General features: G+C 68.5%; 19 protein-coding genes and 2 pseudogenes. 15 read left to right on the top strand and 6 right to left on the bottom strand.

The features are described from left to right. Positions 1-12 precede the first annotated feature (12 nt). Entirely contained in the window at positions 13-762 is a 750-nt protein-coding gene (locus LX13_RS06440; RefSeq protein WP_253660432.1) for a Fic family protein, read from the top strand. A 426-nt stretch (positions 763-1,188) separates the two neighbouring features. Here LX13_RS06440 and LX13_RS06435 read toward each other — a convergent pair whose 3' ends face one another. Further along, positions 1,189-2,040, bottom strand: coding sequence for an HAD family hydrolase (locus tag LX13_RS06435; protein WP_253660431.1), 852 nt, complete (start codon positions 2,038-2,040; stop codon positions 1,189-1,191). Positions 2,041-2,469: 429 nt separating this feature from the next. On the opposite strand from LX13_RS06435, the gene ssd reads away from it, so the two are divergent. Genes ssd through LX13_RS06410 form a run of 5 tightly spaced genes read left to right on the top strand, consistent with a single transcriptional unit; the run spans position 2,470 to position 6,388 of the window. After that, complete coding sequence (gene ssd, locus LX13_RS06430) at positions 2,470-3,534, top strand: septum site-determining protein Ssd (protein ID WP_253660430.1); 1,065 nt, start codon at positions 2,470-2,472, stop codon at positions 3,532-3,534. After that, positions 3,531-4,727: a TadA family conjugal transfer-associated ATPase gene (locus LX13_RS06425; protein WP_253660429.1), complete on the top strand. Its 1,197-nt coding sequence runs from the start codon at positions 3,531-3,533 to the stop codon at positions 4,725-4,727. Before ssd ends, LX13_RS06425 begins: the two co-directional genes overlap by 4 nt. Continuing rightward, positions 4,724-5,536 carry a type II secretion system F family protein gene (locus tag LX13_RS06420; protein WP_253660428.1) on the top strand — a complete coding sequence of 271 codons (813 nt, stop codon included), beginning with the start codon at positions 4,724-4,726 and terminating at the stop codon, positions 5,534-5,536. Before LX13_RS06425 ends, LX13_RS06420 begins: the two co-directional genes overlap by 4 nt. Continuing rightward, the gene (locus LX13_RS06415; RefSeq protein WP_253660427.1) at positions 5,533-6,129 is read left to right on the top strand and encodes a type II secretion system F family protein; all 597 of its coding nucleotides are present in this window, start codon (positions 5,533-5,535) and stop codon (positions 6,127-6,129) included. The genes LX13_RS06420 and LX13_RS06415 overlap by 4 nt, the downstream gene beginning before the upstream one ends. A gap of 52 nt (positions 6,130-6,181) precedes the next feature. Next, positions 6,182-6,388: a DUF4244 domain-containing protein gene (locus LX13_RS06410; protein WP_253660426.1), complete on the top strand. Its 207-nt coding sequence runs from the start codon at positions 6,182-6,184 to the stop codon at positions 6,386-6,388. A 64-nt stretch (positions 6,389-6,452) separates the two neighbouring features. On the opposite strand, the gene LX13_RS06405 is transcribed toward LX13_RS06410, so the two are convergent. After that, positions 6,453-7,271 (bottom strand): glycosyltransferase family 2 protein, encoded by an 819-nt coding sequence (locus LX13_RS06405; RefSeq protein WP_253660425.1) that lies wholly within the window; start codon positions 7,269-7,271, stop codon positions 6,453-6,455. 45 nt (positions 7,272-7,316) lie between these two features. Next, complete coding sequence (locus LX13_RS06400; protein WP_253660424.1) at positions 7,317-8,096, bottom strand: glycosyltransferase family 2 protein; 780 nt, start codon at positions 8,094-8,096, stop codon at positions 7,317-7,319. Between the two features lie 118 nt (positions 8,097-8,214). On the opposite strand from LX13_RS06400, the gene LX13_RS06395 reads away from it, so the two are divergent. The 3 genes from LX13_RS06395 (at position 8,215) to LX13_RS06385 (ending at position 10,043) form a co-directional block, all read left to right on the top strand. Beyond that, positions 8,215-8,607, top strand: a complete 393-nt coding sequence (locus LX13_RS06395) for a TadE family type IV pilus minor pilin (protein WP_308214712.1) — start codon at positions 8,215-8,217, stop codon at positions 8,605-8,607. Positions 8,608-8,660: 53 nt separating this feature from the next. Beyond that, positions 8,661-8,987 (top strand): Rv3654c family TadE-like protein, encoded by a 327-nt coding sequence (locus LX13_RS06390; protein ID WP_308214711.1) that lies wholly within the window; start codon positions 8,661-8,663, stop codon positions 8,985-8,987. Positions 8,988-9,137: 150 nt separating this feature from the next. Next, the gene (locus tag LX13_RS06385) at positions 9,138-10,043 is read left to right on the top strand and encodes a phosphodiesterase (protein ID WP_253660422.1); all 906 of its coding nucleotides are present in this window, start codon (positions 9,138-9,140) and stop codon (positions 10,041-10,043) included. Here LX13_RS06385 and LX13_RS06380 read toward each other — a convergent pair. Together LX13_RS06380 and LX13_RS23585 are read right to left on the bottom strand one after the other, a co-directional pair. Continuing rightward, positions 10,040-11,482 (bottom strand): stealth family protein, encoded by a 1,443-nt coding sequence (locus LX13_RS06380; protein WP_253660588.1) that lies wholly within the window; start codon positions 11,480-11,482, stop codon positions 10,040-10,042. The two genes, LX13_RS06385 and LX13_RS06380, sit on opposite strands and share 4 nt — an antisense overlap. A 212-nt stretch (positions 11,483-11,694) precedes the next feature. Further along, positions 11,695-11,913, bottom strand: a pseudogene (locus tag LX13_RS23585) (hypothetical protein); the annotation flags it as partial. A gap of 99 nt (positions 11,914-12,012) precedes the next feature. On the opposite strand from LX13_RS23585, the pseudogene LX13_RS23175 reads away from it, so the two are divergent. Beyond that, positions 12,013-12,159 (top strand): annotated as a pseudogene (locus LX13_RS23175) (TadE family type IV pilus minor pilin); the annotation flags it as partial. A gap of 85 nt (positions 12,160-12,244) precedes the next feature. Here the strand turns inward: LX13_RS23175 and LX13_RS06375 are convergent. Then, on the bottom strand, positions 12,245-12,850 hold the full coding sequence (locus tag LX13_RS06375; protein WP_253660421.1) for a uracil-DNA glycosylase: 606 nt from the start codon (positions 12,848-12,850) through the stop codon (positions 12,245-12,247). An 85-nt stretch (positions 12,851-12,935) separates the two neighbouring features. On the opposite strand from LX13_RS06375, the gene LX13_RS06370 reads away from it, so the two are divergent. The 5 genes from LX13_RS06370 to LX13_RS06350 all read left to right on the top strand — a co-directional run bounded on the left by LX13_RS06370 (position 12,936) and on the right by LX13_RS06350 (position 18,647). Beyond that, positions 12,936-14,291, top strand: coding sequence for a chloride channel protein (locus LX13_RS06370; protein ID WP_253660420.1), 1,356 nt, complete (start codon positions 12,936-12,938; stop codon positions 14,289-14,291). A gap of 94 nt (positions 14,292-14,385) precedes the next feature. Beyond that, positions 14,386-15,489 carry a sulfite oxidase gene (locus LX13_RS06365; RefSeq protein ID WP_253660419.1) on the top strand — a complete coding sequence of 368 codons (1,104 nt, stop codon included), beginning with the start codon at positions 14,386-14,388 and terminating at the stop codon, positions 15,487-15,489. A 267-nt stretch (positions 15,490-15,756) separates the two neighbouring features. After that, the gene (locus LX13_RS06360) at positions 15,757-17,022 is read left to right on the top strand and encodes a phosphatidylserine decarboxylase family protein (protein WP_253660418.1); all 1,266 of its coding nucleotides are present in this window, start codon (positions 15,757-15,759) and stop codon (positions 17,020-17,022) included. 119 nt (positions 17,023-17,141) lie between these two features. Beyond that, a complete protein-coding gene (locus LX13_RS06355; protein WP_253660587.1) occupies positions 17,142-18,080 on the top strand; it encodes a LysR family transcriptional regulator in 939 nt (312 codons plus the stop codon). A gap of 108 nt (positions 18,081-18,188) precedes the next feature. Further along, positions 18,189-18,647: a hypothetical protein gene (locus LX13_RS06350; RefSeq protein WP_253660417.1), complete on the top strand. Its 459-nt coding sequence runs from the start codon at positions 18,189-18,191 to the stop codon at positions 18,645-18,647. The last annotated feature ends 50 nt before the right edge of the window (positions 18,648-18,697 follow it).

Below are 18,697 nucleotides of genomic sequence, written 5' to 3'. Positions count from 1 at the left end.
CGCTGATCGCTTGTGACCACCGATCCGCTCGCACCGCTGTTGGACCTGCCCGGCGTCGCCGCCGCCGCGGACGAGGCGCGTGACGCGCTGAGCTCGGTGCACCGGCATCCGGTCAACATGCGTGGATGGTTGGACACCTCGACCGAGGCCTCGTGGCGAACCGCGCACTCCTCGGCGGGCATCGAGGGCGTGGCCGGCTCGCTGCGGCGGGACGAGGACGTCGAGGACCCGGTGCTCGGCGGCGCCATGCGGGTCGCGTTGGCCCTGACCGGTGATTCGCTGGATCAGCTCGTCTCGGTGTGGACGCGGGCGCCGTTGCAGGCGCTCGCCCGACTGCACCTGTTGGTCGCGGCCGACCTGGTCACCGATCCCGACACCCTCGGCCGCCCGCGGACCGACCCGGACGTCTCCCAGCGTCTCGACATGCTCGCGCAGCTCGTCACCGGCGGTACCTCGGTCGCGGCGCCGGTACTCGCGGGCGTCGTCCACGGGGAGTTGCTGACCCTCGCCCCGTTCACCACCGGCAACGGCGTGGTCGCCCGCGCCGCCGCGCGACTGGTCGCGGCGTCGACCGGACTCGATCCACACAGTCTCGGAGTGCCGGAGGTGACCTGGCTGCGCCGGATCGACGAATATCGTACGGCCGCAATCGGCTTCGGTAGCGGAACCGGTGACGGGGTTCGTGAATGGTTGACCCTGCATTGTGCCGCGCTGACCGCGGGGGCGACCGAGGCCCGGTCGATCGCCGACGCTCGTCGCTGAATCACGCCGACCTCGACGCCGGTGGACACATAAATGCGGGCGGCCGATGATCGCGGAGATCATCAGGCCGCCCGCCGAGCACGGATCACTGGTTACCAAGCGTGCTGAGTGGGTTGCGTGGGTGGCCTCGGCGATTGGTCGCGTTGTGATGAACGCGCCGTCCCACCCAAGGTCCGACGCTCTCGTCACTTCCGCAATGTCGCAGGCCCGCAACACTTGTGCCTCTCGCGGCGTGCTCCGCGTGGGTGCTCGGTGTCCGTGCTGGGAAGTGCCCGTCCGGGGGGCCACTCCTTCTCTTCCGAGGTGGCCTTTGCCGTTCGTACTTCCGTAGTTCTCTTTGTACACCGTGACATCGGTCACATCAAGAGGTGAACGGCAACGATTCGGTGGTCAGTCGAAAACCTTTGCGTGACAGCCCCGAAAGGGTCAACGACCCCGGGTGCGGTGCACGATCGCGTAGGTGATGCCGCCGGCCACCACTGCGCCCACGCCGACGGCTGCTGCGCCGGTCACCGTCGTGCGCGACGGCGCGCCGGGGAGCCGTTCAGGCAGGGAGACGGGGCGGTTGAACGACAGGACCGGCCAGCCGTTGGCGGCCGCGGCCTTGCGCAGCGCGCGGTCGGGGTTGACCGCGGTCGGATGGCCGACGACCTCCAGCATCGGCAGATCGGTGATCGAATCCGAGTACGCGAAGCACAACGCCAGGTCGTACCCGCGCTCGGCGGCGATCTCACGGATGGCGGTCCGTTTGCCCTCGCCGTAGCAGTAGAACTCGACCTCGCCGGAGTATTTGCCGTCGACCACCTGCATACGGCTCGCCACCGAGGTGTCGACGCCGAGCATCCCGCCGATCGGCTCGACGATCTCGCTGCCCGACGCCGACACGATCACCACGTCGTGTCCGCGTGCACGATGGCCGGCGATGAGCTCGGCCGCCTCGGCGAAGACCAGCGGGTCGACGATGTCGTGCAGGGTCTCGGCCACGATCGTGCGCACCTGGTCGACGTCCCATCCCGCGCACATCTGCGTCACGTGCTTGCGGAGTCGCTCGACCTGGTCCGCATCGGCCGCGGTCAGCAGGAACAGAAACTGTGCGTAACTCGATTTCAGCACCGAGCGCCGGTTGATCAAGCCCTCGTCGAAAAAGGGTCGTGAGAATGCCAGGGTGCTCGACTTGGCGATAATCGTTTTATCGAGATCGAAGAATGCGGCTACGGGAGTTTCGGGTCTCTGAGCACTCCGGGCACCCGTGGGTGAACCCGGTGGCGAGGTCGTCACGGCATCAGCCTACGTCGGGGGCTCGGCGGGCGGGTCGGCTCGGACAGACGTCCGGGCTCCGACACCAAACCGTGAGGTCAGCCGCCATAAACTACCCGCGGGTAACAACATGGTTGAACTTGCAATCATCCCGGGGACCGTGTGTATAGTCATGGTTACCCGGTTCATCCGGGGCTTTCAGCCCGACCCCCCGGGGCTGAAACGCGACGACCCTGGCCTCCTCCCCCCCTGGCCGGGGTCGTCCCCATTTCCGGACCTTTTCGTCCGTCCCCATTCTGCGCACGCTGATCGCAATAACCGCATTCACTGACCTGTGGTTTCGCGCGCATTCAGCCTATTTGTGCACAGTTGTTCTCCGAGTCGCAGAATGCGGGGATCGGGTGCCCGTTGCACGGTCGACGGTGACATCGCCCGAGCACCATCGACCCCATGAGCGATCACGTACTGGTCATGGTGGGCGACGACCTCGCCGACGATGTGGCCCGCTGCGCCGCCGCGGCCGGCTATCAGGTGGTCACCGCGGAGCCGGACACCTGCCGTCGGGCGTGGTCGGACTGCCTGGCGGTGGTCGTCGACGCCCGGGCGGCGTCAGATCTCGCCGGGCTCGGGTGGCCGCGTCGCGGCGGTGTCCTCGTAGTCGGTTCCGGCGAGGTCGATCCACAGCTGTGGCGGTCGGCGCTGACCTTGGGTGCGCACGACGGGTACCTCCTGCCCGAGCAGGAACACGACGTGGTCGGGGCCTTGAGTCGACTGCGGGCGCCGCGCAGCCCGGCCGGGGCGGTGGTCGCGTGCCTCGGTGGTCACGGCGGAGCGGGGGCGTCGGTGCTCGCCGCCGCTGTCGCGATGCGCGCGGCCGGAGAGTTCGCGGGGACGACGCTGCTGCTCGACGTCGACGAACTCGGCGGCGGCGTCGACCTCCTGCTCGGGATCGAGGACACATCCGGGCTGCGGTGGCCTGACCTGACCCTCGAGAGCGGGCACGTGTTCGCCGACAGTCTGCACGCGGCGTTGCCGCGGGTGGGGACGGATCTGGCCGTGTTGTGCCCGAGGCGTGGGGACGTGCGGCCGGTGGGGATGGACGCGGTGACGACGGTGATCGATGCCGGCCGCGAGAACGGTGACATCGTCGTGGTCGATCTGCCGCGTCGCGCGACGTCGCTCGTCGACGCGGTGGTCGAGTCGGTGGACCTCGTCGTGGTGATCACCTCGGCCACCGTCCACGGGTGTGCGGCCACCCGGGAGATGTCGGCGCGCATGGCCGCCCGCACCGAACGGGTCGGGTGCGTGGTCCGCGGCCCCGCGCCGGGTGGACTGTCGGCGCACCACATCGCCGACGCGGCCGGACTCCCGCTGATCGCCGGCATGCGGTCGGAACGAGGACTCGTCGCCGCTCTCGAATCGGGGGCGTTGTCGCTGCGGCCACGATCTGCGCTCTCGCGCACGGCCGATCGCGTCCTCGACCGGCTCACCGACGCCGCGGGCTACGTCGCATGACCGGGCTGACCGATCAGCGTGCGGATCTGTTGGTCCGTGTCCGCGAACGGTTGGCATCGGAGTCCGCGGACCCCACGCCGCAGGTGATGGCCGACGCGATCCGGGCCGAGTCCGGGGGAGTGCTCGGCGACACCGACCTGCTCGAGGCTCTGCGGTTCCTGCAGACCGAACTCGTCGGGGCCGGACGTCTGGAGGAGTTGCTCGCCGATCCCGACGTCGCCGACATCCTGGTCGTCGGTCCCGATCAGGTCTGGGTCGATCGCGGGATCGGGCTGCGCCGCAGCGACGTCCGCTTCACCGACGACGCGGCGGTGCGTCGCCTGGCCGTCCGCCTCGCGCTGGGGGCAGGCAAACGACTCGACGACGCCGCGCCATGGGTCGACGGCCAGCTGAGCAACGTCGGTCGGCGCGGCTACAGCGTCCGACTACACGCGGTGATCCCGCCGATCAGTGTCGACGGCACGTGTCTGTCCCTGCGGGTTCTCCGACCGGCCACACAGCATCTCGACGCATTGGTCGAGCGTGGAGCGATCCCGTCGGAGATCGCCGGGACGGTGGCGTCGGTGATCGATGCGCGCCTGGCCTTCCTCATCGTCGGTGGCACCGGTGCAGGCAAGACGACGATGCTCAGCGCGATGTTGGGTCGGGTGGACCCCGCCGAACGGATTCTGTGCGTCGAGGACGCGGTGGAGCTCGCACCCGATCATCCGCATGTCGTGCGACTCGTCGCGCGGACCGCGAACGTCGAGGGCGTCGGAGCGGTCGCGGTCCGGGACCTGGTCCGGCAGGCGTTGCGGATGCGACCCGATCGGATCGTCGTCGGCGAGGTGCGGGGCGCCGAGGTGGTCGATCTGCTGACCGCGCTGAACACCGGGCACGAGGGATGCGCGGGGACGTTGCACGCGAACTCGACGACCGAGGTGCCCGCCCGCATGGAGGCACTCGCCGCCCTCGGTGGCATGGACCGGGCTGCTCTGCACAGTCAGCTCGCGGCCGCGGTCCACGTAGTCATCGGCGTCGCGCGCGACGCCGCTGGGCGCCGCGGGGTGTCCGAGATCGGCCTGGTGACGCGCGGCGCGGACGGTCTGGTGCGGATCGAGCCGGTGTGGTTGCGTGACAACGGCTTCACCGATGCCCGTACGGACCTCGACCGGCTCGTCGGGTCCCGGACACCGCGGACGGGGTCGAGATGAGTCCGCTGTTGGCCGGGGTGGCCGCGATGCTCCTCCTGTGGCCCCGGGCCCGGCCGACGGCGCGCCTGCGGACCCTGGCGGGAGGGGTCGGTCGCCGCCGCGGTCTGCCGGGTGCGCCGGTGCTCGTCGCCGCGGGAGCCTGTGCGGTGGTCTTCGTCGTGGTCGGACCGGCGGCGACGATCGCCGCGGGCATCGCGGCGGTGACCGTTCACCATCGGATGGCGTTGCAACGCAGAACCGCCGAGCTCGATGCCGGGCTGGGTCTCCTGCTGGATGCGGTCGCGGTGATGATCGCGGAGTTGTCGGTGGGCGCCCACCCGGCCCGTGCATGTCGGCAGGCGGCCGACGACGTGTCCCGCGGAGGGGTCGGGGAGTCAGCCGCGGTCGCCGGGGTGCTGACGCAGATGGCCGGCCGGGCGGAACTGGGTGGCGACGTCGCGGAGGGCATCGAGGGCGCCACTGTGACCCATCAGTCGTCCTGGGATCGAGTGGCCGTCGCCTGGCGGACGGCCGAGCGACACGGGCTGCCGATGGCCGACCTGCTCAGCGCCGTGCGTGACGATCTCGTGGCCCGGCGCCGGTTCGCCGAGCGCACACGAGCCGCGTTGGCGGGTGCTCGTGCCACCGCGACCGTCCTGGCCCTGTTGCCGCTCCTCGGGATCGGTCTCGGTCAGGCGATGGGCGCTCGGCCGCTGGCGATCCTGTTCGGCGGGGGCCTCGGTGGTGCGCTGCTCGTCGTCGGCACCGCACTGGTGGCCACGGGCCTCTGGTGGACCGAACGCATCACCGCGAAGGTGATGCGGCCGTGAGCGGCGTGTGGGTGGTGGCCGGTGTGTGCGCGCTGATCGGCCTGTGGATCATCCCGGCGCCGCAGTGGCGGCTGTATCGGATTGCGCCGCCACCCGAGATCGTCCGGGAGGCGCGCTGGCTTGGGGTCACGAAGGACCGCGACGATCCGTTCGCCAACGCGGCCGGCTACGACCTGTTCGCGGTGTGCCTGCGCTCGGGGATGCCGGTCGCCACCGCGGCCGAGGTCGTGTCCCACTCGGCACCGGACGCCATGGCGCGGACGCTGCGTCGGGCCGCGGAGCTGCTGGGGCTGGGTGCCGATCCGGCGCACGCCTGGGAGGTGCCGACGGATGCGCCGGCGTCGTCGGTGTCGTTGAGTGCGATGGCCCGGAGGTCTGCGCGGGCGGGTTCGTCGCCGGTTAGAGGACTACGGGAGCTGGCCGAGACCGAACGCGCAGCGGCACAGGACAACGCGGCGGCGGCCGCCGAACGCGCGGGGGTGGCGATCTCCGGACCGCTCGGACTGTGCTTCCTGCCCGCGTTCGTCTGCCTCGGCATCGTCCCGGTGGTCATCGGGTTGGCGGGCAACGTCCTCGACGGCGGACTGCTGTGAGAGAAGAACTTCGCGACGGAACACGCCGTCGCGGGCACAAGGGGGAGACATGATGGTGAACAGGGTGATCCAGGATCTGCAGACACGGGTGATGATCGTCGTGACCGACGACGAGGGGATGTCCACGGCCGAGTACGCGATCGGGACGATTGCCGCGGCGGCGTTCGGGGCCATTCTCTACACGGTGGTCACCGGCGACAACATCGTCTCGGCGTTGACGGGCATCATCACCAAGGCGTTGAACACCACGGTGAGCTGACGGCCGCGGGTCGAGACCGGCCGGGCGGTTGCGCTGTCCCGGAACCGGTCTCGCCCGAGCGTCGTCAGCGGACGTCGACCTGCTTGCCGGTGGTGTCGCGGTCCTTGGTGCTGTACCAGGTCACGAAGTCCTTGATGCCGAACGCGTGCAGTCGGCGCAGCGAGATGTAGACGACTGCCTTCTGCGCCAGCCCGATCCCGGCCGAACCGGTGATGGCGCGGACCCGGCGCTGCAGGATGATGTCCTCGTCTGCGTCGTCCATCGACACCCGCGGGAAACCGCCGCTCTCGCGGTAGATGTCGGCGTCGAAGGCCAGGTTCGGCCCGCACACCGCAAAGCTGCGTCGGAGGGCGTCGGGTTCCTTGCGGGTCCGCCACCACTCCACACCGTGCCCGAGCCGCCAGGCGACACCGATCGCGTTGAACACGACGTTGGTGAAGCCCTCGTCGGTGCGCGCACGCAGCCGACCACCGACCAGGCGTTTGCCGTCGAGCAACGGCCGGATCAGCTGGGAGAGCCATTCGGTGTCCGGGATGGTGTCGGCGTCCGTTCGCGCGACCAGCGTCGCCCCGGTGTCGATGGCGTGTCGGGCCGCGGTGTCGATCGCGTACCCGAGGCCCTTCTGCTTCTCGGTGATCAGCTCGACGGGGAACCGCGGGTGCGACTGGATGTGCTCGGCCACAATGTCCGCGGTCCGGTCGGTGCTGTTGTTGTCGACCACGATGACCCGGGGGCTCCCGAGCACATCGCGGTGGATGACGTCGTCCCAGCGCTGCTTGTCGAGTGCCCGCAACGTGTCGAGGATGAACTTCTCCTCGTTGTACGCCGCGACGATCACTGCGACGGTCGGCTTGTCGGTCCTGCTGAGTTGTTCGGTTGGCATCGTGGTGTCACTCCTCGCGTTCCTCGGTGGATCGTCCGTTGTGCGTCAGCGAATGTCGGTGTTCTGTTCTGTGGCAGTGCGATCGGACGATGCGTACCAGGACACGAAGCCCTGGGTGCCGTACTCGTCGAGACGTCGCAGTGATGTGTAGACGATCGCGTTGGGCGCCAACGCGATTCCGTCACCGCCCGTGATGGCGCGGACGCGCTGCTGGAGCACCTGGTCCTCGTCGGCCTCCTCGATCGACGTGCGGGGGAAGCCGCCGGACTTCTCGTACATCTCGGCGTCGATGGCGAGGTTGTTGCCGACGACGGCGAAACTGCGGCGCTTGTCCGGGTCGTGGTTGCGGGTGCGGACCCACTCGACGAGATGCCCGACGCGCCAGAGCCGCCCGACGGCGTTGAACACCGTCGACTGCATCCCGTCACCGCTGCGCGCCCGGACCCGACCGCCCACGAGACGCTTGCCGCTGAGCAGTGGAGCGGTGATCGACGCGAGCCAGTCGGGGGCGGGGAGGGTGTCGGCGTCGGTACGGGCGATGTAGGTCGCACCGAGCTCGATGGCACGACGCGCGCCGGCGTCGGCGGCGGACCCGGTCCCCTTCTCGCGTTCCGTGATCATCTCGAACGGGACCGTTGTGCCGGCCAATATGAAGTCGCTCACGATCGTCGCGGTGTCGTCGGTGCTGTTGTTGTCGACGAGGATGACACGGAATCCGCCGAGCACGTCGCGGTGGACCGGCTGATCGAAACGCTGGGCCTCCAGAGCGCGCAGCGTGTCCAGGACCAGGTGTTTCTCGTTGTACATCGGTACGATCACGGCCACTGCGGGTCCCTCGGCGTTACCCATGCGTACGAGTAAACACGGTCTGACGGCCATGGGCGACCCGTGTCGATCGTTCGGTCGAGTGGAACCGCGGGCGCCGGGCGCGCGTCGAAACCGGGTGATCGGGGACGCGCAGGGCGGTTGGCGGGGCTGGACGGTGGTCCGTTCGTGGGGCGATGAGCGCGGCATGGTGTCGGTGGAGGCGGCGTTCGCCATCGCGGCGATCGTCTCGGTGTTGATTCTGGGGATCGGCGCGGTGCTGGGCGTGAGTGTCCATGTCCGCTGTGTCGATGCGGCGCGCGAGACGGCGCGTGTGGCCGCGCAGGGCGATTCGGCCCGGGCGATGACCGTGGGACGTTCGGTGGCCCCCGGCGGCGCAGACATCGGCATCCGGTCCGACGCCGATCGGGTGGTCGTGACCGTTCACGCGGAACTCGCGCTGCTGCCGGGTGTCGACCTCGGTGCAACCGCCGTGGCGGCGATGGAGCCGGTGGCGCCGGCCGGCTCATGACGCCCCGACCACCGCGACAATGGTGCACGCGGGTCGCGTCCGACGAACGCGGTGTGGCCACGGTGTTCGGTGCGTGGGTGATCGTCGGACTCGTCAGCCTGGTGGTCGCGGTGGTGTTCGTCGGTTCGGCGGTCGTGGCGCGACACCGGGCTCAGTCGGTGGCCGATCTCGCCGCCCTCGCCGCCGCCCAACGGGCGATGCTGGCGCTGGACGATCCGTGCGGAGCCGCGCGGACGATCGCCGCCACCTCATCGGTGACGATCGCCCGATGCCGCACCGACGGTGAGGACGTCGTCGTCCTGGCGACGACGGATGTCGACCTCGGGCCGTTCGGCGTCCGGCAGGCGCGCGCCATCGCGCGGGCCGGGCCGGCCGAGTGAGACGCCCGCTGCCGCGCGACACCACCCGACCCCGCGCCGACCCGATCCGCGTCCGAGGTTGTCTAGGGTGAACACGACGGATGCCCGGCCCCGGGTTTCGCGCAGCCCCACGCACGGCCCGCGACGAGCGGTCGGCGGAAGCGAGACCAGATGAAGGCCCGAATGGCCGAATATGCGCGGCCCGATTTCTGCATCCTCCACCTCAGCGACACCCATCTCGTCGGCGAGGGCATCCTCTACGGCGACGTGGACAGCGGGCTGCGCTTGCGGCAGATCCTCGGCGACGTCCAGGCGTCCAAGGCGCGTCCCGACGCCCTGGTCTTCAGCGGCGACCTGACCGACCGGGGCGAGGCCTCCGCCTACGACGACCTCCGGGCACTGGTCGAACCACTGGCGGCCGAACTCGGTGCGACGGTGATCTGGGCCATGGGCAACCACGACGACCGGGCACAGTTCCGCGCCCACCTGCTCGACCAGGAGCCGTCCAGCGAGTCGGTCGACGAGGTCCACGACATCGACGGACTGCGGATCATCAGTCTCGACACCACCGTTCCCGGCTATCACCACGGTGAGGTGACCGACGCCCAGCTGGCGTGGTTGGCCGACGTGCTCGCGACACCCGCGGAGTACGGCAGCATCCTGGTGATGCATCACCCGCCGATCCCGGCGGTCCTCGACCTGTCGACGCTGGTGGAACTACTCGATCAGCACAAGCTCGCGGATGTGGTGCGCGGCAGCGACATCCGGCAGATCCTCTCGGGACACCTGCACTACTCGTCGACGGCGACGTTCGCGGGCATCCCGGTGTCGGTGGTCTCGGCGACCAGCTACACCCAGGACCTGGCGGTGCCCGCCGGGGCGGTGCGGGGACGCGACGGGGCCCAGGCGCACAACCTCGTCTACGTCTACGACGAGACCGTCGTCTGCTCGGTCGTCCCCATGCGCGGTCACTCCACCGTGGGTGAGGGTGTCGACGCCGACGAGGCCGCGCGTCGGCTCGCCACGCACGGGGTCACGATCCGGGAGAGTTCGCGGGCCGGGAGCCGTTCGGTCTAGCGCGTGATGGGGGACGCCGAGGCCGGTGTCTCCCACTCCGCGGCGATCGGGAAGTACCGGTCGAGGAACCGGGTGACCCGGTCGGTCCGGACCTCGAGGTCGACCTCGGGGAAGCTGCCGTCGTTGAGGCAGAAGAAGTCCACGGCCCGTTTGGGCAGCAGCTTGTCCATCGACCGCAGACCGGCCGTCGACGTGGTGTCGATGTAGCGGACCTTGGCTCCGCGTTGGACCACGGCCTGGCCCGTGCGCAGGGCGTAGTAGTGGTACAGCGAGTTGGTGACCGAGATGTTCTCGCTGGCCCGGAACGCGCTGGCCGCGGTGGCGGTGAACTCTTCGGGGAACTCGACCTCCATCTCCGACATCACGCTCTTGCGCAACGGCGTCGCGACGTGCTCGAGGTGTCGGGTGGTCACAGATCCGAAGCGCTGCTTGAGGACTCGTCGGTTGACCCGTGCGGCGTTCTCGAAACCGCTGCGCTCGTTGTCGTTCACGCCGAGCCCGATGCGTACGGGACCCTCGATGAACATGCTGATGCCGCCCGGGGAGAAGAACATCTCGGGCTGGACCGGTCGGGCGAAGAACATGTCGTCGTTGGAGTAGAGGAAGTGTTCGGAAAGGCCCGGGATCCGGTGCAACTGCGATTCGACGGCCTGCGAGTTGTGGGTGGGCAACACCGAGGTGTCGGCGAAGAACTCCTCGCTGGGGACGAACGTGACCCGGGGGTCGTCGGCCAGCCACGCCGGGCGTGGGGAGTCGGTCGCGACGAAGATGCGACGGATCCACGGGGCGTACATGTGCACCGAACGCAGCGCGTACTTGAGTTCGTCGATCTGGCGGAACCGTGCGGCCGAGTCGTCGCCCGACCCGACCACGTAGTTCTTCATGCGCTTGGCGCGCTGGGCCTGGAACTCCGCCGACGACCCGTCGACCCAGGAGAAGACGATGTCGATGTCGAAGGAGATGTCGGAGGCGTGATCGTCGAACATGTTCTCGATCGTCGGCCAGGTCACACCGAACCGCTCGACCGTGCCGCGCACGACCTCGTCGGCACGAATGGTGTTGCGGGTCAGCGAGTTCTCGACCGGCAACACCATCACCTCGTCCGACATCGACCACAGTTCGATCTGCACCGCGGTCGACGCGCCGTAGTGCAGCCCGCTGGTCGGTTCGAAGCGCGGACGATAGAGCCGTAGGACGCGGGCGTCGTCGTCCTCGGAGAGCTTGCCGTCGGCGACCAGTGTCGGGCGGCTGCTCTTGACGTCCATCGCCTTGACGTAGAACGGTTCCCGCTCGCATGCGGAGACGAGCGCGGCCCGCAGTTCGGTACGCACGTGCCAGTCGACGGCGAGGACGGGCCGCAGGTCGTTGCCGCGGACCAGCAGGTATCCGATGCCTGCGGAGTCGAGCGCGTCCCGGATGAACAGCAGGTCGGCGACCATCGCCTGACGAGGCGTCGTGGTGGTGTTGCGCAACGCGTGCCTGCCGTGGAACTCGACGATGTCGGTGCGGTCCCGCAGTCGTGGGGTCACCGGACGTTCGGTGGCGTGCTTGCGCTGTGCGGCCGAGGCATTCGGCGGAACGAGGTAGAGCTCACGAGACGGCGGTGACGATGTGATGGCGATCCTTCCCAGGTGACGCAGAACCCGGGGTTTCAGCCAATGCGTATGGCCCCGAGTGTACTGCACAGGGCGCTGACCTGACGATTCGATGAATTCTGTGGGCCTTGGGCAAGCTCCCGGAGGATGAGGTCGAGCACGGCGATCGCTCCGGATTTGTCCAGCGGCTCGTTTCCTTTGCCGCACTTGGGTGACTGCACACACGACGGGCTGCAGGTCTCGCATCGGCAGTCGGTCACCGCGTCACGTGTGGCGATCCGCGACTCGCCGATTCGGCGACGATCGAAGAATGGTCTCGGTCGAGGCTGCGTTCGCGATCGCGGCCATCGTGTCGACCCAAATCGGGGGGCGCGGTGCTCGCCGTGGGAACGCATGTCCGCTGTGTCGACGCGGTGCGTGAGGCTGACTATGTCGCTGCGCAGGGTGACTCGGCACGCGCGGTGAGCGCGGGACGCTCGGAGGCGCCGAGCGGTGCCAACATCTCGATCCGGGTCGAGGGAGATCGGTTGGTGGCGACGGTTCAGGCCGAACTCGCGCTGTTGCCGGGCGTCGACCTGAACAGGTGTTCGATCGAACTATCGGTCGTCATTTTGCTGATTCCCTCAGGAACGCCGCCACCGACGCGAAGGCGTTCTCGATGCGGGCGATCGACTCCGCTCGCGCCCCGGCGTTGCGCTGCGACGGATGCGGCGCGGCGACAACACGGCGTAGAGGTTGTCGACTCCGCGACGTCTGGTTCATGAAGCCGAGCATCGCCGGCCGGCCAAGGGTGATCACGACCTCGATACGGGATGCCACCACGAGGAGTTCGTCGAGATACACCGCGGCCGCGCGAAGGTCGCCGGCCGACGGCGACGTCGGATGGCCGGCGGCGTCGAGCACCGCCCACGGCACGACATTCCACTTCAGGCAGGCCGACCGTGGCACGCCCGCCGCCGCGCGCAGACGCGACAGCAACTCGTTGCTGCGATCCGGGTTGTCCTCCGAACAGAACCCGGTACCCCCTGCTCGCACCGTGCTCGGTGCCGGCGACTCCATGAGGATGAGCACCCGCGCATCGACGCCTCCGTCGTCGGGGTCGAACCACGGGACGAGCTGTTCCGGCGCTTGGCCGCGCCATGTGTCGACAAGCGCATTGAGCGGTTCAACATGAGCAGCGCGAATGCGCTCCGATTTGGCCGCGATGACCATGGCGTACTCCCTCGTCGATTCTGCGATGGTCGACATCGCGGTCGGTCGTATCCGAGGATGAAGCCATGAGCCATCGGCACCGTCGTTGACCGACCGCGAGCGCATCCCCACCCCGCTGCTGAAGAAGCGCCTTCCGTCGGGCCGCGGCGCGATGTTGCAACCCAACGCGACAGGTGACGGCGAGGCACACCTCACCGCGAGGTTCTGGGCTCTGGTCATCGTGACCGGAATCGTCACCGGCTTCTTCGGTGTACTGCTCATGCTCATCCTGTTCACCGTCGAGCATGCCGCGTTCGGAGTGAGCAGCGACGGTCAGGGGTTCTCGGCCGCGGTCGCCGCCGCCGACGGGTGGCGCCGCGTGACCCCGTTGCTGATCGGTGGCGTGATCGCCGGCGTCGGGTGGTTCCTGTTGCGGCGCTTCACCCCCGGCCGGAAATCCGAGGCCGACGAGGTCCTGTGGACCGGCGAGGGCCGCCTGTCGTTCCGACGGAGTCTCGGTACGTCTGTGTTGTCGGAGATCGTGATCGGTCTCGGTGCGTCGCTCGGGCGCGAGGCCGCGCCGAAGTTGATGGGCGCGGTGTCGGGCAGCGTCGCGGCGGAGTGGGCCGGGATGTCGGCGGCGCAGCAGCGGCTGCTCGTCGCGTGTGGCGGCGGTGCCGGGCTGGCGGCGGTGTACAACGTGCCGCTCGGCGGTGCCCTGTTCGCCGCCGAGGTGCTGATGGGCGCGGTGGCGCTGCCACTGGTGTTGCCGGCCCTGGCGTGCGCCGCGACCGCAACGGCCGTGGCCTGGGTGTACCTCCCCGAACACGCCACGTACCTCGACATCCCCGAGTACCGGTTCGACCTCCGACTGCTGGTGTGGGCCGCAGTCCTCGGGCCGATCGTCGGGATCGTCGCTGCTGGATACATACGCGTCATCGGATGGGTCTCGCACCATCAGGCGCGGGGCCGCTGGGTTCTCATCGCGCCGATGATCGCGTTCGCTGTGCTCGCCGGTGTCGCTGTGGCCTTTCCACAGCTGTACGGCAACGGCAAAGGGATGGCCCACGACGCGTTTGTGGGCGTGGGCAGCATCGGGTTGTTGGCGGCGCTGGCGGTGCTCAAACCTCTCGTCACCGCACTCTGCCTGGGTGCAGGGGCGTCCGGCGGTCTCTTCACCCCGGTGATGAGCACCGGCGCGGTCCTCGGCGCCGCGCTCGGCATCGCATGGAGCCAGGTATGGCCGGGGAGTCCCATCGGGGCCTATGCGCTCATCGGTGCGGCCGCCATGATCGGCGCCGGGATGCAGGCCCCGCTCGCGGCACTCGTGTTGGTGCTCGAACTCACCCACAGCGGTTTCGGGTTGATGGTGCCGATGATGGTCGCCACCGTCATCGCCACCGCCATCACCCGGTGGATCGACGGCTACTCGATCTACACCGCTCGGCTGTCCTCGGCCTGAGACAGACCACAGCGCCGCGTGCGATGTGCAACCCTGGACCACATCCCGAACTCGTGCAGACGACGCGGGTTCCTCGTGATCGCCGAGGAGAACCATGTGGAACAAACGAGCCGACACCCGTGTACACGAGGTCGATCCCTACAACGCCGAACCGTCACCGGCCGCGCTGGCCGCGGAGTCGCTGACGGCCCACGACACGTTTTACAGCCGCAATCACGGCCCCATCCCGGACATCGATCCAGCGCAGTGGCGACTGACCGTGTCGAACGGCCGCGGAGCGACCCGCACATTTTCCTTGGACGAGATCCGTCACGAATTCGATGAGGTGTCCACCGTCGCGACGCTGCAGTGCGCAGGCAACCGACGCGCCGGGCTCATCGCGGTACGCGACATCCCCGGCGAAGATCCGTGGACGCAGTGCGCGACATCAACCGCGCGGTGGAGCGGCGTGGCGCTCGCCGATCTACTCCGCGCCTGCGATGTCGCCGACAACAGCACAGACCACGTTGAATTCATCGGTCCCGATGTCTCCGATCTGGCAACACCACCGCAGCGGTACGGCAGCTCGATCGAGCTGAGCAAGGCGATGTCGCCGGGGACCATGCTCGCCTGGGCAATGAACGGGCAACCCCTCCCACGGCTGCATGGCGGTCCGATGCGCGTGGTCGTACCCGGCTACATCGGCGCCCGCTCGGTCAAGTGGGTCGACAGCATCACAGTACGAGAAAGCCCATCGGACAATTGGTTTCAACGAGTCGCCTACCGGGTGCTGCCCGTCGACGCCGACCCCGACACAGCCGGACCCGGCGACGGCATCTCCCTGTCGTCAGTTGCCCTCAACTGCGACTTCCTCTACCCAGACCCGGCCACACCGATCGACGCCGCCGAGGTCCTGGTAGGCGGGTACGCCTTCGCCGGAGACGAACGGGGCATCTCGCGGGTACAGGTGTCGACCGACCAGGGGGCGACGTGGATGGAAGCGGACTTGGCACAGCCGCAGGGACCCTGGGCATGGCGCCGCTGGTCGGCAGTCGTCCCCCTCGACGCTCCCGCCGTGGAGTTGTGTGCCCGCGCCTGGGACGACGCGGCCGCGACACAGCCCGCCTCGGCCGCCGAGCTGTGGAACCCGAAGGGCTACGTGAACAACTCCTGGGGGCGACTCACACTGCACCGAGACCGAGACCAGACCACAACGTGAGCTTGTAGCCCCACAACGTTGCTCCCTCTACCCCTGCTGATGGTTCGCGCCGAGACTCGATGAACGAGCACCGTCACTCGCTTCCACACCCTGCGGACCCGGCATTCGACGCACCGCGTCGATTCGGCCTCGCAGTGCCGCCCGCGCGTGTTCGGGCACATCACCCCGAACTGGGGCAGCAGGACGGTTCCATGCCGCACATCCTCAGAATGTTCTCAGTATCATTGTGCTGCAACACATGTCGAAGTTCTGGTGTAGCGTCGCATTATGACCGTAGACAAGTCGCATTCCGATTCCCGCCGCCAGGGTGGCTGGCTCCCCGCTGAGCAGGACGACCTCGAGCAGTGGTTGCGGGGGCACCGCGAGAAGGCCGAGTCGACCGATGGCCGCGTGGTACACCCGGTCATCGTCGAGTTTCAGGAGCTGATCGACGCGGATCCGGTGGTCCGTATGTACCTGGAGAAGATGATCGAGCAGGTCCCGACGGGCAGGACCTACCGCGACCGACACGTACAGGATCTCCCCCAGTTGTTGCGTCTGATCGACGAGGTCCTCACCGTCGCACCTGAATACGGTCCCAACTCCGTCGTCACACCTCTCGGCGCGATTCTCGATTGGTCGATGGGAACCGCCGCGGGACATTCCGCGTTCCGCGACCCCCGCGTGAACGCCATGCTGAAGAAGATCTTGACGGCCTGGTGCGAGTTCCTGAGCAGCCCCGGTTCGCGGTACGTCCTCGACGACTCTCCCTCGGGCTGGCTCTGTCAGGAGGCGCGCGACAAGATCGGGTTCGATGAGTTCGAACACAACCCCGATGACGAGCATGCGGGTTTCTCGTCATGGAACGATTTCTTCACCCGGACCTTCACGCCCGGAGCGCGTCCCGTCGCCGCCCCCGACGACGACTCCGTCATCGTCAGTGCGTGTGAGTCCACGCCCTACCGCATCAGTACCGATGTCTCACTGCGTGAATCGTTCTGGGTCAAGGGGCAGCCGTACTCGCTCGCCGATCTGCTCGACAACGACCCGTCGGTGGACGCGTTCGACGGCGGGACCGTCTACCAGGCGTTCCTCAGTGCTTTCAACTACCACCGCTGGCACAGCCCGGTCGCGGGCACCATCGTGAGCACACGACTCGTCGACGGCACCTACTTCTCCGAAGCCGACGGCCAAGGCGACGCGCTGCAGCCGACCCACTCCCAGTCGTACCTCGCGCACGTCTCGGCGCGGGCGATCATCGTCATCGACGCCGACAACCCGGTGATCGGGCGGATGGCGTTCGTGGCCATCGGGATGTCGGAGGTGTCCTCGTGTCTGATCTCCGACGACGTCCGCCCCGGGGCACACATCGGAAAGGGCGACGAGCTGGGCTACTTCCAGTTCGGCGGGTCGACACACTGCCTCGTTTTCCGGCCGGGCGCTATCAACGAGTTCGCCCTGCAGTCCGTCCCGCAGACCAACGACCCGCACGCTCCGCTGGTCCGTGTGAACTCCCACCTCGCCACCGCCGCACCCCGCCCACAGCTGTCCTGACACTCTGACTCGCCCGAACATCTCAGGAGGCCACCCCGTCCGACTCGGGTTGATCGCGGCGCTCCGTACTGCCGGACCGCCACAATCCGTGGTTGTGGACGATGAGCTATGGTGCGATCGTGGCCCTGAGTTCACGCATGCCGGATCTGACCGCCTTCGAGGTTCTCACTGCTGTCGCTGCCGGCGGCAGTCTCACCGCTGCTGCACATCAGCTGAATCTGACACAGCAGGCCGTCTCTGCTCGCATCCGCTCGATGGAGGCGCAGACCGGAGTCCAGATGGTCATTCGAACCAGCCGTGGTTCCACCCTCACCCCCGCCGGTCGCGTCGTGGCGGAGTGGGCCGACGGACTTCTCGACACCGCTCACCGCCTCGATTCCGGGTTGGCCTCGCTCCGCACGGACGCACGCGCGCACCTTCGGGTCGCGGCGAGCCTGACGATCGCCGAACAGCTCCTACCTCGGTGGTTGATGTCGCAGCGAGCCGAGTCGATCCGGCTCGGCGTTGCGCCCCCGGAGGTGACGCTGGTGGCATCCAACAGCGAGCAGGCGATCGCCGCCGTACGCGACGGAGACGTAGATCTCGGCTTCGTCGAGAGTCCGGGAACACCGAAGGGAGTGCGCAGCCGCATCGTCGACCACGACGAACTCGTCGTCGTCGTCGCGCGGGCGCACCCGTGGGCGAAGCGAACGCGTCCGGTGACGGCCGAGGAGTTGAGCACGACGTCGCTGGTCACCCGCGAAACAGGATCGGGGACACGCGACTTTCTGTCCTACGCGATGCGTCTGGCGCTCGGTCCCACCCATCCGCAGGCTGCGCCCGCGATGGAGATGACCACTGCCTCGGGCGTCCGATCCGCTGTCTTGGCAAACGCCGGCCCGGCAGTTCTGAGTCGCCTGTCGGTGGCCGACGACCTCACACTCGGTCGGCTCGTGGCCGTCGCCACCGACGGCATCGGTCTCCGCCGTGACCTGAGAGCCGTGTGGATGGGCGGCCGGACTCCCCCTGCCGGGGCGATCCGGGATCTCGTCGGGCACGTGGCGGCGTCACGAAGCTGACGCGGCCGCGCAGATGCTTCGCCTGGACGTCGCCACCCGTGGTCGGACGCGAGGCGCCGCACCGCCGAGGACTCGACGGGTACCCCATAGGGGTATAGATTCGATGGCATGCAGATCGGGACCGCCGCAACGGGCACAGGGGTATTGCCTCGTGGCACGCGGCGACCGATCGTCGCGACCTTCTATGTCATGGTCGTGCTCGCCGTACTCGCGACGATCCGACTGTGTTTCTGCGTCGACGGCACGTCAGCGCAGCAACCGGAGGGCGCGGTCGCCCTCGCCGCGTCCCATCAGGCGGAGTCGGCGGCCACTGCCGTACCGAGTGTGCGCCGCGCGCATCACGAGACAGCTTCGGCACCCACCGCCCACTGCTCGAACCATTCGACGGTCGACCTGGCGATCCCCACGGGCGCGGCTGTCGACCACCACGACCCGGCCGTCCTCGCCACACGCGCACTTCCGGCCGATGAGGTGACGCCTCCGTCCTCGCGACGAACGCACAGCTCGCGTAGCCCTCCGACGACCGGCGTGACAATTCTCCACGACAAGAGTGTTCTACAGATCTGAGTGACGCCTGCGGCACGTCGTCTGTTCGACGACACCGCCCACCAGGCCGG

It is taken from the genome of Williamsia maris (assembly GCF_024171815.1).
In the GTDB taxonomy this organism is placed as follows: Bacteria; Actinomycetota; Actinomycetes; order Mycobacteriales; family Mycobacteriaceae; genus Williamsia_A; species Williamsia_A maris.
This window is presented reverse-complemented; position numbering and strand designations above follow the sequence as displayed.